11 protein-coding genes and 2 other annotated features are annotated in these 12,993 nt (G+C 38.9%); all 11 genes read right to left on the bottom strand.

Going from position 1 to position 12,993, the window contains the following annotated elements:
* Window positions 1–160 precede the first annotated feature (160 nt).
* The 11 genes from trpA to D569_RS0115950 all read right to left on the bottom strand — a co-directional run bounded on the left by trpA (window position 161) and on the right by D569_RS0115950 (window position 12,328).
* Window positions 161–946: a tryptophan synthase subunit alpha gene (trpA, locus tag D569_RS0116010; protein ID WP_018933441.1), complete on the bottom strand. Its 786-nt coding sequence runs from the start codon at window positions 944–946 to the stop codon at window positions 161–163.
* Complete coding sequence (trpB, locus tag D569_RS0116005) at window positions 939–2,144, bottom strand: tryptophan synthase subunit beta (RefSeq protein WP_018933440.1); 1,206 nt, start codon at window positions 2,142–2,144, stop codon at window positions 939–941. The genes trpA and trpB overlap by 8 nt, the downstream gene beginning before the upstream one ends.
* A complete protein-coding gene (locus D569_RS24895; RefSeq protein WP_018933439.1) occupies window positions 2,119–2,757 on the bottom strand; it encodes a phosphoribosylanthranilate isomerase in 639 nt (212 codons plus the stop codon). The genes trpB and D569_RS24895 overlap by 26 nt, the downstream gene beginning before the upstream one ends.
* A gap of 2 nt (window positions 2,758–2,759) precedes the next feature.
* Window positions 2,760–3,539, bottom strand: a complete 780-nt coding sequence (gene trpC, locus D569_RS24890; RefSeq protein WP_018933438.1) for an indole-3-glycerol phosphate synthase TrpC — start codon at window positions 3,537–3,539, stop codon at window positions 2,760–2,762.
* Between the two features lies 1 nt (window position 3,540).
* Window positions 3,541–4,566: an anthranilate phosphoribosyltransferase gene (trpD, locus tag D569_RS0115990; protein ID WP_018933437.1), complete on the bottom strand. Its 1,026-nt coding sequence runs from the start codon at window positions 4,564–4,566 to the stop codon at window positions 3,541–3,543.
* The gene (locus D569_RS0115985; RefSeq protein WP_018933436.1) at window positions 4,563–5,150 is read right to left on the bottom strand and encodes an anthranilate synthase component II; all 588 of its coding nucleotides are present in this window, start codon (window positions 5,148–5,150) and stop codon (window positions 4,563–4,565) included. The genes trpD and D569_RS0115985 overlap by 4 nt, the downstream gene beginning before the upstream one ends.
* A complete protein-coding gene (trpE, locus tag D569_RS0115980; protein ID WP_018933435.1) occupies window positions 5,147–6,526 on the bottom strand; it encodes an anthranilate synthase component I in 1,380 nt (459 codons plus the stop codon). Before trpE ends, D569_RS0115985 begins: the two co-directional genes overlap by 4 nt.
* Before the next feature lie 78 nt (window positions 6,527–6,604).
* Window positions 6,605–6,826: a binding site (T-box leader), on the bottom strand.
* A gap of 164 nt (window positions 6,827–6,990) precedes the next feature.
* Window positions 6,991–7,230, bottom strand: a binding site (T-box leader).
* An 85-nt stretch (window positions 7,231–7,315) separates the two neighbouring features.
* The gene (locus tag D569_RS0115970) at window positions 7,316–7,864 is read right to left on the bottom strand and encodes a 3-dehydroquinate synthase II domain-containing protein (RefSeq protein ID WP_018933433.1); all 549 of its coding nucleotides are present in this window, start codon (window positions 7,862–7,864) and stop codon (window positions 7,316–7,318) included.
* A gap of 309 nt (window positions 7,865–8,173) precedes the next feature.
* Window positions 8,174–9,466, bottom strand: a complete 1,293-nt coding sequence (locus D569_RS0115960; RefSeq protein ID WP_018933431.1) for a Gfo/Idh/MocA family protein — start codon at window positions 9,464–9,466, stop codon at window positions 8,174–8,176.
* Between the two features lie 333 nt (window positions 9,467–9,799).
* Window positions 9,800–10,582 carry a 3D domain-containing protein gene (locus D569_RS0115955; protein WP_245548519.1) on the bottom strand — a complete coding sequence of 261 codons (783 nt, stop codon included), beginning with the start codon at window positions 10,580–10,582 and terminating at the stop codon, window positions 9,800–9,802.
* Between the two features lie 201 nt (window positions 10,583–10,783).
* Complete coding sequence (locus tag D569_RS0115950) at window positions 10,784–12,328, bottom strand: bifunctional metallophosphatase/5'-nucleotidase (RefSeq protein WP_018933429.1); 1,545 nt, start codon at window positions 12,326–12,328, stop codon at window positions 10,784–10,786.
* Window positions 12,329–12,993: the final 665 nt, after the last annotated feature.

Raw genomic sequence — 12,993 nt, 5'->3', positions numbered from 1 at the left:
TTTATTTGCAACTTCGGGATTTTATTTGCAACTTCGGGATTTTATTTGCAACTTCGGGATTTTATTTGCAACTTCGGGATTTTATTTGCAACTTCGGGATTTTATTTGCAACTAAAAAAAGCGCTTGAGGTGCGGGCACCTCAAGCGACTTTTTTTAGGGTTACTGCTTTGACAGGCGGGCGGAATCGATTAATTCACGGATTGCAGCTCGATCATTTTCATATAACGAATCAACAATTTTACTTCCGACTACGACTCCATCACAATGCTCGGTTAATGAGCGCACATGCTCTGGACTGGATACACCGAATCCTGCAAGAACAGGAACATTACTTTTTGCTCGTAATGACTCTAAATGAGTTCCGAGATAGTCTTTGAAGGAAGATCGTACACCAGTAGTTCCCGTTACTGTTACCGCATAGAGAAAGCCTTCCGTACGTTTAGCGATCTCTGCTAAGCGTTCTTCTGTACTGGTTAGTGCTGCTAAGCGAATAAGAGCAATGTCGTTTTCCATTAAAGCAGGAACAACGATTCCTTCTTCTTCTAAAGGTAAATCGGGAATAATTAAGCCGTCTACTCCCGCTTCTGCACAGGATTTAGCGAAGTTATCCACACCATATGCATGAATCGGATTTATATAGGTCATCAGTACAATTGGGATATTTCGCTCTTCTTTGCCTTCTTTTAATTTATCTAATACAGCACGGAGTGATACCCCATTTGCTAATGCTCGAAGGCCCGATTCTTGAATAGTAGGACCATCTGCTACTGGGTCAGAAAAGGCAATCCCTAATTCGATGACCGTTGCACCTGCTTCTTCTAAAAAGGCTAATTGTTCATCTAATTTGTCTAAACCGCCATCACCAGCCATAATATAGGGTACAAAGGCTTTGTCTCCTCGTTCTAATACGTCATGAAATGCTTGATCTATTTGTACCTTACCCATTTGCTTCACCACCTAATGCATCTCTTACTGTTTCCACATCTTTATCGCCACGGCCTGATAAACAAATAACCATAACCTCATCTTCGTTCATTTCCTTGGCTAGTTTCATCGCATATGCAATCGCATGGGAGCTTTCCAATGCTGGAATAATTCCTTCTGTTCTTGATAATTCCTGTAATCCCTCGAGTGCTTCTTCGTCAGTAATATCCACATAGTTGACACGGCCAATATCGCGTAAGTGACTATGCTCTGGGCCTACTCCAGGATAATCAAGACCAGCAGAAATAGAATGTGCTTCTTGAATCTGTCCGTTTTCATCTTGTAACAAATAAGTCATCGTACCGTGTAAGATACCTTTTTTTCCATAACTTAATGTAACAGCATGCTGATCAGTATCGACGCCTTTTCCACCTGCTTCTACTCCATAAAGCTTGACTTCTTCATCCTCGACAAATGGAAAGAACATGCCCATTGAGTTACTGCCGCCACCGATACAGGCAACTACCGCGTCTGGTAGGCTTCCTTCTTTTTCTTTTACTTGTTTCTTGGTTTCAGTACCAATCATGCTTTGAAAGTCTCTTACTATTTGCGGAAACGGATGCGGTCCTACTACAGAACCGATAATATAATGGGTATCTTCCACATTACTTACCCAATAGCGTAATGCCTCGTTTACAGCATCCTTCAACGTACCGCTACCCTGATCAACACTTTCAACACGAGCACCTAATAACTCCATGCGGAAGACGTTCAATTTTTGACGACGCACATCTTCTTTCCCCATGAAAATCACACACTCTAAACCAAGCAATGCACATACCGTAGCTGTTGCCACACCATGTTGACCTGCCCCGGTTTCTGCGACAACTTTTTTCTTACCCATTCGTAATGTTAAAAGTGCCTGTCCTAATGCATTATTAATTTTGTGAGCACCGGTATGATTTAAGTCTTCTCGCTTCAAGTAAATCTTTGGTCCGCCTAATTTTTTGGAAAAACGTTCAGCATAATATAATGGTGTTTCTCTCCCTACATATTCTTTTAAATAATAATCGAATTCTGCTAAGAATTGCTCATCTTTAATAGCTTCTTGATATGCTTTTTCCAGCCCTAAAACGGCTGGCATTAACGTTTCCGGTACAAAACGACCACCGTATTCACCATAATGGCCTGTTTCATTTGGCGCCTGATAGTTTGCCATTTCCATCACCTTTCTTTGCTGCATCTATAAATGCTTTTATTTTCTCTAAATCCTTTTCGCCACTTGTTTCGACCCCACTGGAAACATCAACACCTGCAGGAGCCACTTCTTTGATCGCTTCTTCAATGTTTTCGACTTTAAGACCACCTGCAAGCAAGATCTTTTTATTTAAAAAGTCAAACTCCTTTGCTACCTGCCAGTCGAATGCCTCACCTGAGCCACCGCGGTATTTACCGCTCGGGCTATCCAGTAAATAGTACGCACAGTCATAAGAACTGATTTTATCCAGGTCACTCGCCCCACGAACCTCAAATGCCTTAATTACCGGTAAGCCAATTTCCTGACAAAAAGTTGGCGATTCATCCCCGTGCAATTGCACATAATCCAAGCCGACAGCTTGAGCGGTTTCCCGAATCACCTCGATATCTTCATTAACAAAAACACCGACTTTCTTCACATTGGACGGAACAAATTGTGCCAGATTTGCTGCCTGTTCTTTTGTCACTCGTCGTTTGCTTTTGGCAAAAACAAATCCGATAAAATCTGCACCTGCTTCTGCCGCAGTTTGAATTGCCTGTATATTTTGTAACCCGCAAATTTTCACTTGAACCATATTTATTCTCCTAACGGTACTCGTAAACTATCGAATGTTTCTTTTAAATCGACAGAACGCATCATCGTTTCACCAACTAAAATTCCTCTGGCGCCCACTTTCTGCACCCGTTCCACATCTGATTTTTCCTTCATGCCACTTTCACTAATTAATAGCGTCTTCGTTGTATCAATTTTTTCTGCCAGTCTCTCCGTTGTGGCAAGATCGACTTCAAATGTTTTTAAATCACGGTTATTAATCCCGATAATTTGAGCACCGATTCTTTGAGCAACAGCTAATTCTGCTTCATTGTGTACTTCGAATAATATTTCCAACCCCTTTTCACTTGCATACTGATATAATTCCGCTAATCTTTGTTCAGAAAGTGCGGCTGCGATTAATAGAATTAAATTTGCACCGGCATCATACGCACGATCAATTTGGATTTCATCAATAATGAAGTCCTTGTTTAATACCGGAATGTCAACCACTTCTCTAACTTCCTGCATATCTTCCATTGTTCCTTGAAAAAAAGGTGTATCGGTTAACACCGAAATTGCACCTGCTCCACACGTTTCATAGATATGTCCTTGCGCACTAGGTTCGACCCCATCATTGATTAACCCTTTAGACGGGGAAGCTCGTTTCATTTCTGCTATAATACTCATTTTGTCTGCGTTCATAAACGTATCATATAAGGAAACATCCACTCGTTTCGCTTGGATCTGCCCAGGCTGATAGCTTTCTTTTAAATCTGCTACTTCCTTTTCCTTTTCTGCTAAAATCTTATCTAAAATAGTCATATTACACCTCTTGTTTCATCTTATTGCTTATGGTAATAAGATTCTCCAATTTGGCTAAGGCCGCACCTGAATCAATCGACTCTCGCGCTATTTCTACACCTTCTTGTACCGTACCTGCCTTACCATTAGCGAAAATACCTAACCCTGCGTTTAATAAAACAGTGTCACGATGTGGTCCTTTATTTCCTTCTAATACACTCCGTAAAATTTCTGCATTTTCTTTCGCATCGCCACCTCTGATTGAATCATTTTCTACCACAGGCAAGTTCACTTCTTCGGGTTTAAGGGTGAATTTCATGATTTCTCCTCGATCTAATAATACCAAATGATTCTCACCTGCTAAAGATGCCTCATCCATATAACCAGCACCATTGATAATCAATGCTCGCCTGCGACCTAATTTATGCAAAACAGCTGCCATTTTTTCTAATGAATCACGACGATAAGTCCCCATCAATTGTGATGTTAGTTTTACCGGGTTCGTTAATGGTCCAATTACATTAAAAATGGTCGGCACGCCTAATTCTCTTCTCACTTTCATCGCACGCTTCATTGCTGGATGTACATTCGGCGCAAATAAGAAAGCAATACCATTTTGTTTTAAGATCTCATATGTTTCCGGTCTTGTAAATTCTAATGGTACACCGAGATGCTCTAAAACATCTGCACTTCCTGTTTTACTAGAAATACTACGATTCCCATGTTTGGCAACGGTAATACCTGCACCTGCAATAACAAAAGCAGACGTTGTACTGATATTAAAACTTTGAGAACCATCGCCTCCTGTACCACAGTTATCCATTGCCTCTGTCAGGTCATCGGGCAATGCAAGTGGAGAAATCTCTAACAAAACGTTGACTAATCCAGTAATTTCATCAACTGTTTCTCCTTTTGTCTTCAAAGCTGATAAAAAGGCACCAATCGCTATATCACTTGTTTCTTCTGAAAAAATATACCTAGCAGCCTCTTCCATTTCCATTAATGTCAAATCTTCTTTTTCCATCACTTTTTTTAAAAATGTTTTCATGCTTGTTGCCCCTTTCTAATCGACTCAAAGAAATTGTTTAGTAATTGCTTTCCTTTCCCTGTTCCTATTGATTCTGGGTGAAACTGTAAACCATAAACAGGTAAATAGGTATGTTTCACCGCCATGATCTCCTGATCATCCATTGCCGTTGCCGTTATTAACAGCTGGTCAGGAAGTGTATCTTTCTCAATAACAAGAGAGTGATAACGCATCACCTCTAATGGTTGTTCCAAATAATTAAAGATTTCATCGTTTTGATGACGAATCATCGAGGTTTTACCATGTTTGATCTGGCCGGCATGTGTGACAGTTGCTCCATACGCGGCACCTATTGCCTGATGCCCTAGACAAATACCTAAAATCGGAAACTCGCTTGATAAACTTTTGACTATATCGATACAAATTCCAGCTTGTTCTGGAATTCCAGGTCCAGGTGATAAAATAATCGCTTCCGGCTTTAGTTGTCTGATTTCATCGATGGTTATTTTATCATTGCGGACGACTTTCACTTCTTTGCCAAGCTCTGACATATATTGAAACAAGTTGTAGGTGAAAGAATCATAGTTATCAATTAATAAAATCATTTTTTACTAACCTCCAATAGCGATTTCGCCTTATTTAATGTCTCCTGGTATTCTGATTGTGGATCAGAATCATAAACGATCCCCGCTCCTGCTTGCACATAAGCTTGGCTTCCTTTAATGACCATCGTACGAATCGCTAACGCTAAATCTAGATCACCATTCATATTGATGTAACCGACAGCCCCTGCGTACACGCCTCGCTTTTTGTCTTCGAGATCATTAATAATTTGCATCGCCCGAATTTTCGGTGCTCCTGAAACCGTTCCTGCCGGCAGGGTCGATACTAGGGCATCTAATCCAGTGTAATCTTGTGTTAATTCACCATGCACTTCAGAGACAATGTGCATAACATGTTGATAACGTTCAATCACCATGTATTTCGGAATGGTGATCGAACCAATTTCACAAACGCGACCAAGATCATTTCGACTTAAATCTACTAGCATTTTGTGTTCTGCTAATTCCTTAGCATCTGCTAATAATTCTGTTGCTAATTGCTGATCTTCTGCTTTTGTTTTCCCTCTTGGTCTTGTACCTGCAATCGGGTTTGTCACAACATTTCGTCCGGTTGTTTTAATTAAACTCTCTGGTGAGGCGCCAAGCACAATATAATCATCAAAATCGATAAAATACATATAAGGTGATGGATTCGCTACCCTCAATCTACGATAAAAGGTAAACGGGTCAGCATCGAAGCTTGCTTTCATCCGTTGTGATAAGACCACTTGGAATATATCGCCGTCTTTAATATGTTGTTTAGCTGTTTCGACCATGTTTAGGAATGTTTCTTTTTCAATTGATGGTTCGAAACTAACGAGTAACTCTTCATCAGGTATTGTCGGCTCCGGTGTTAAGATTTGATCTTGTAGCTGAGCTAAGTTGGCCTCTAATTGGTCATCATCTCTTGAACCATCTAAATTGACTGTCATGATGGTAACTTTTTGTTTGATATGATCAAAAACGATAACATCCTGGTAAAACATCATGTGAACATCTGGCATATCCATTTCGTCATCTAATAGTTCACCAATGTATTCATATTGTCGAATCGCATCATAACCGATATATCCAATTGCTCCACTGTAAAAGGCGTATGATAATGGTAATTCTTCGTTCGGAATATGTGCTTTAACAACTTCTAATGGCTTTTGCTGGAGCGTTTCAGTTGTTCCAGCAGTATAATTCGTAACAGTTGTGTTGGTTCCCGATCCAATAATTTCTTTGTAAGGATTGAGGCCGATAAAAGAAAATCTCCCCTTTTCATCGTGACTGCCAGAGCTCTCCAGTAAAAATTTCTTCTTACCTTTGACTCTGTTAAATATTGAAATCGGTGTGATCGTATCTCCATTTAGTTCCGTGCTTTTATAGTTAACCATTTTGTTTCGACTCCTTTTTTTTGAAAGTTGATGATCCGAATATAAAAAAACCGTCCTTATACAAACTTTACAAGTCTGCATAAGGACGGTTTGGTTACCGCGGTGCCACCTTTTGTTGAGGGCTACTTTCTAGCCTTCCGCTCATTTATCCATTAACGGGGATCAACCGTTGCCTTATACTATCATTTCCAAGGCACTCTCAAAGGTCCATTCCAATTTCCGTGTATACCGGATTCTCAGCATCTCCGGCTCTCTGTCATACAGCGGGGAAATTGTACTCTTCCTTTTCCTCGATTTTTCTTTTATATTTTATTGGACACTTTTGTGGTTTTACTGGACACTTTTTTTCATTTATTGGACACTTTCGGGTGTTTTCTGGACACTTTAACTCAATTACTGGACACTTTTCGTGATTTACTGGACACTTTACTTTTTCCAACAATACAAAAAGGGTTTCCACATCCGAAAAGGACGAGGAAACCCGTGGTACCACCTTTATTAGCTGCACATTCATACAGCTCACTTATCACGTCTGATCAACGCTTCCCTTTTGCAACGAGTGGGTATCTCGCCAAAGCCTACTAGATGATCGTTCGGTTTGGGGCTCAGAAGTCCATTCACTTATCTTGCACACTGATTCGCACCTACCATCAGCTCTCTTTAGTGCTTGAGTATAAGCTACTTCTCTTCGTCAATGCCATCACGTTTTTAAATGTTGTTACTATCATAGTACGCTCTTAATATTTTGTCAACAACTTTCTTTTGAGTTTTCGGAAAATTTACACAATATTAAAACTCGATTATCTCTTCCTCTATTTTCTCACCAAGATGCCGACCAGGTTGATCAAGTTTTACTAGAATTCGTTCACCTTCTTGGAGTGTGATGGCTGGTTTTTCCTTGTGTTCAGGAGTTAATACATGAACACTGTCTGCTTCTTGAAGAGTCACTGAAATCTCGGTATCACCAACTTTTGCTACCACTCGCATAAGGGGGCGCTTTTCTATTTTTACTCGGCCGATGGCAATTTTACGCATTTTCCCTTCTTCATTATATACCGTGATGACGTCACCCGGTTTCAGTTCCGCTAAATAAGCTGTCTTTTCATCCTCTTTAAGAACATAATGATGAATGGCTCCACTATTGATACGAAATGGTCTGGCTGGATATGTATCGGTTGTCCGATTTTCCGCTAATACCAAAAAGTAGCCATGCCCTGTATTTCCCAACAATATTCCTTCAGTCGGGGCAAGATGATCCACTAAATCTAAACAGACCCGGGATCCTTCTCCTATACTCTCTAACCGGACTACCTCTGCTTCTTGCAGGTTATTTACCAATTTTTATCCTCCATTCATAATTTTGTGCGTTTTTCCACAGAAATTACATAGTTATTATACCGATTATCATATACAATATAGATTGGATTTACAAATTAGGAGGGATAACAGATGAGAAAATTATTAGTAGTGTTATTTCTTCTATTAATCGCATGCTTCGGTGTGATTGGATTTTCTACTAACGAACAGTCTATAAATGATGATGTAATTGAAATGGAGCAAGATCAATAGAAGAAATATGCAGTAAGACTTTGATCAGTGTATCAATAAAAGGCTGTTGACGAAGTGTAGTCAACAGCCTTTTATCGATTATTTCCTTTTCAAATCTACTAGATCATCGACTTTTACTGCTTGCCCTGTTGCTAACGATTTATTTCCAGCAATGCCAGTTAAAATCGAAATGGCACCATCAATATGTGATGCAGCACGGTTAAATTCATCCTCTTTTGGTACCCCAAATAAATCATTTAATAATTCTGGATCACCCCCGCCATGGCCACCTTCTTTTTCTTCCACTTCTACTTCATATGGTTCGCCAAACATCGGTAATACTCGGATTGATTTACCGCTAAGTTTTCCCTCATCACTCTTATTACCACCTGAATTAATATAAGATTGTTCACGCACCTGTACTTCAATTCGTCCTTCTGTACCATTAAAGGCAATCTGGAAGCCTTCCCACGGTAAGTATGCATTTAAGGAATAAGTTAGAATCGCTTTGTTTTTGTACGTCACATTTACACCTAATGTGTCTTCAATGTTAATTCCATCTCCAAACACACTTTGATCACGGTGATATCCGTCTTCTTTTTCAGCATCTAAATACATCGATTTCAAATGTTCATTAGATTCTAAGTCGATTGCAAAAGGGTCATTTTTTGCATACTCACTTCCATGTGCTCGTTCATAGAATTTCGTCACGCCTCGTTCTTCGGCATTTTCTTTTCCGTAAAAACGAAGTCCGCCTGTTGCATACACTACATCTGGTTCTGTGTTGAGCCAGAAGTTAACCAGGTCAAAGTGGTGTGTGGATTTGTGAACGAGTAAACCACCACTGTTACGTTTATCACGATGCCAACGACGGAAATAATCTGCTCCATGCTGTGTATCCAATGCCCACTCAAAATGAACAGAATTAACCTGACCAATTACACCATCGCGAATTAACTCACGGATCTTCGTATTATGTGGTGCATAACGATAATTGAATGTAACGCGAACATTTTGACCAGTGCGTTCAATTGCATCAATAATTGCTTGTGTTTTCTCTTCATCGACTGTCATCGGTTTTTCCGTAATCGCATCACAGCCTAATTCCATTGCACGGATTATATATCGATGATGTGTTCTATCCATTGAGGTCACAATGACAATGTCTGGTTTTTCCGTTGCAATCATTTCATCAAATTGATCAGCTGTATACGTATTAATTTCTGAAACTCCATATTTGTCTTTTAATAGTTTGTTAGCATAGTCTAATCGTGTTTGATTGGTATCACAAAAAGCTACTAATTCACAGGTTTCCTGAAAATCACGCACCATTGCTCCATAGAAAAACTCTGCACGGCCACCGGTTCCAACTAAAACATATTTTTTCTTCACTTCGCACACTCCCAATGTTATTTTTGTAATCGCTTGCAGTTTTATAATAACAACGTTGTTAAAATTATAAGATATTTACCCTGAAATAGCAACTATTAATCTGTGGTTTTTTTTAATTGTTTTTGATTTTATTTGTTTTTGTGCACATTCGATAGAAAAACTGAGCAAAATCCGTTTAATTCTTATCACTAAAGGATAAAGATTTACTATTTCTCTAGCATCCATTATGAAATATTTTAACAGCTTGACCACCACTCCGGCTGCCCACTTCCCTTTCCAGAGAACAAAAAAAACTCCCCCGTATTAAAACGAGAGAGTTTTCTGATGAATTTACTAGTCTAATATTGTGACGTCGACAGTGCGGACGCCCCAGTCGTAGGCTTCGTCTTTCGTTGGAACATGAATGTCGATTTTGTTCCCTTTGATTGCTCCACCAGTATCTCCTGCAATTGCTTCTCCGTAACCTTCCACATGTACTCTACTTCCAAGTGGAATAACGTTAGGGTCTACTGCAATTACTTTCATGTTAGGATTTTCTAATAAGTCAATCCCTGTAGAAGTGACACCAGAACAACCATCACATTCTGCAGTATATGCGGTTGCTGATACTGAGATGGTTTCACCAGTTTGGTCGTCAGAAGATTCTTCTTTTGCTGTATTCGCTTGTTTTTCGACCTTTGGCTCTGTAGCTTCTGGCGTTTCTTCTGTCTGATTTACTTCCTTCGTTTCCTCATCTTGATGTTCTTCAGACTGTTCTTTGTTTACATCCTTGATGATTAATTCTTCATCAATAATAATTAAATCTGTTTCGAGGTTATTCCATTCTTTTAAATCGCTAACCGTTACGTCATACTCATGAGCGATTTCACTTAATGAATCACCTCTTTCGACAGTGTAATTAATTTCTCTATCTATCTCTAAAATTTGTTTTGGAAGAATTAAGTCTGAATCTAGCTCGTTAATCTCCTTTAAATCTGCAACTGTTGTGTTATGTTCTTGTGCAATGTCCCACAAACTATCTCCTTTTTCTACCTCGTATTCCGCTGCCGAAATTGGTAGCACAAAAAAGAAGCTAGTTGTAACAAAACCTACTGACACTAAAAACCTTCGCATCATAGTTGCCTCCTTTCAATGTTGACAAGCACCAATATAACACATCGAAATACCCTTTGTGGTTACAGTGAATTTAAGAGTCTGTAACAAAAATTACGATGTTACAAATGCTTGTCACATTTGTCATTATGGGGCAACAATGGCGTGTTTTATACGTCAATTCGTAATATTTTTCTATCTTTATACTATTTTTTTAATCTATCATTATGCGAATATACGAAAATAACTAGTTTGATCAGGAACAAGTTCGTCCCGTTTCAAAAGATCGTCAGCAATCAATTCTGTCATGTCTATTGGGATATCTTTCACCACTTCTTTATTTTTAAACATATAATAGTCTCCGCCACCACTGGCACGATAATTGTTCATAACAACTTGAAATTCCTGATTTAAATCAAGTGGCTCACCTTGATATTCCAACCTTATCACTCGTTCACCAATTGGATTCGACAGCTTCACTTCGTAGTAAATACCTTGCCACATATCATAATTATAAGGTTGTGGTTTTGGGTTCAAATAAGCTGGATTAATCTCTATTTGATTATTTTCCACTTGAAAGAAACTAGCGGATTTCTCTAATGCATCTTTTATATCTTGCCCTGTTAGTTTCAGTACTTTTAATGTATTGGGATAAATATAATTCGATACAATATCTCTCATCGTTATTTGCTGTGGAAATCCTGGTGACAGATCATGAAATAATGCGGTACACGAAATGTCTGCTTCCGCTACATTCATCTGCAATTGATTAATATAGTTAATAAAAGGATGACCATGTAATCGTACTTTCATCGGATTGCTTATTTCCATATCACCCTTTACCGTTGTAATGGTTTGATCTAAGAAAGCTTGAACTTGTCTTTCCTCTTCCCGTATACTATATTCCACTTGGCGATCTACTTCTGTCTGTTCATCTACACGATGCAGAGTAGATGTAATCGATTGGATCGTTTGATCGAATTCTAGCTTTATTTCTGCGATCGCTTGACCATTATTGCCAGGTTGAACAACTGTTACTCCATTAATCTTCTCTGTTAAATAACGATGTTGATGGCCCGTAATACAGATATCTATTCCTTCTACTTCCCGACAAATTTGATAACCTTGATTTTCTCCTGTGAGCTCTTCTGTCGGTTCACCTGTTTGAGGATCACGTTCTAATCCCCCGTGATAACTGACGACCATCACATCTGGTACTTCTGTTTCACGAATTTTTGCTACCCATTTTTTTGCAGTCTTACAAGCATCGTCAAAAGTAAGGTTTTTAATATGATTGGGATCCTCCCAATTTGGTATGTAATGTGTGGTTAATCCTAATATAGCAATACGTATTCCCGCAATTTCCTTGATGATATAAGGCTTACCTAAAAAAGGTTGATTCGTACTATTATCTACTATATTAGCGGAGAGCCAAGGAAAGTCAGAAGCTTCGACAGCCTCTTGTAAATATGGCAGTCCATAATTAAATTCATGATTACCAATTACCGCTAGATCATAGTTTAGTTGGTTAGCAACTTTAATCATCGGACTAGGTTGATCTGCTTGCTTTTTGGCAAAATAATAGGTGAATGGACTTCCTTGAATAAAGTCGCCATTATCTATTAAGATTGTATGGTTTTTCTCTCTTATTTTTTTCAAAATTGTAGCTACTTTTGCTAGACCGAGCTGTTCTTCTTGATTGTTGCGATAATTCGTTGGCATGATATGACCATGCACATCACTTGTTATACAAATCGAAACTGTCTTCATGATAACTCCTCCTCTAAAACTATTATCTAACATTATAACGATTAATCATAGATTCAGGAAAAACTTTACATGATCTTAACTGATACTTAACACCAGCTTTTCATTTATTTGATATATTAAAAGTGTTCCAAATTGAGCAATGCTGCAAAGATTGCTTTCTCACAAAATGATAGCCCCTTTTTCTTTTGGCCGATGAGATATGTCATCGGCTCTTCTTTTTGTATTCAATAGATATATTTACCCTAAACCAAACCAATCACCTTTCTAGATTTAATGATATATTCCACAGTAGATATAAACTGCGAAGTAATGTGGTAATTAGATGTACGTTCACCTAAGAGATAATTTTGAAATATATCGTGATGATAACTACCACTCCGGCTGCCGCCCACTTCCCTCGTATGATATAGGCAACCTTAATTTTAAGGTATCCCCATGAAATTGTATAATGGGGGTAATCAGATGGAGGTATCGTTACTTCCCTTGAAGCTTAGTCTTCGTCGGAAAGTCTGATGCCTCCTTCTTTATAGAATGATTCGTATCAGCTGGATGACACAGACGTTGTCGAATATCGAACGAGGATGGATAGCTATAAAGATGCGGAGGATTCCTCTTTTCTGATTAATCTATCACACGGGTGGTGTTTACATGTACTACTTAGGGAT

This window comes from Gracilibacillus lacisalsi DSM 19029 (genome assembly GCF_000377765.1).
Classification (GTDB): domain Bacteria; phylum Bacillota; class Bacilli; order Bacillales; family Amphibacillaceae; genus Gracilibacillus; species Gracilibacillus lacisalsi.
The sequence above is the reverse complement of the archived record's forward strand: the minus strand, read 5'-3'. Positions and strand labels throughout refer to the sequence as shown.

What these genes read in the sequence shown, in the direction of transcription:
- trpA (WP_018933441.1), bottom strand. Translation starts at nt 946, where the DNA reads ATGGGTAAGGTACAAATAGATCAAGCATTTCATGACGTATTAGAACGA.
- trpB (WP_018933440.1), bottom strand. Translation starts at nt 2,144, where the DNA reads ATGGCAAACTATCAGGCGCCAAATGAAACAGGCCATTATGGTGAATAC.
- D569_RS24895 (WP_018933439.1), bottom strand. Translation starts at nt 2,757, where the DNA reads ATGGTTCAAGTGAAAATTTGCGGGTTACAAAATATACAGGCAATTCAA.
- trpC (WP_018933438.1), bottom strand. Translation starts at nt 3,539, where the DNA reads ATGACTATTTTAGATAAGATTTTAGCAGAAAAGGAAAAGGAAGTAGCA.
- trpD (WP_018933437.1), bottom strand. Translation starts at nt 4,566, where the DNA reads ATGAAAACATTTTTAAAAAAAGTGATGGAAAAAGAAGATTTGACATTA.
- D569_RS0115985 (WP_018933436.1), bottom strand. Translation starts at nt 5,150, where the DNA reads ATGATTTTATTAATTGATAACTATGATTCTTTCACCTACAACTTGTTT.
- trpE (WP_018933435.1), bottom strand. Translation starts at nt 6,526, where the DNA reads ATGGTTAACTATAAAAGCACGGAACTAAATGGAGATACGATCACACCG.
- D569_RS0115955 (WP_245548519.1), bottom strand. Translation starts at nt 10,582, where the DNA reads ATGATGCGAAGGTTTTTAGTGTCAGTAGGTTTTGTTACAACTAGCTTC.
- D569_RS0115950 (WP_018933429.1), bottom strand. Translation starts at nt 12,328, where the DNA reads ATGAAGACAGTTTCGATTTGTATAACAAGTGATGTGCATGGTCATATC.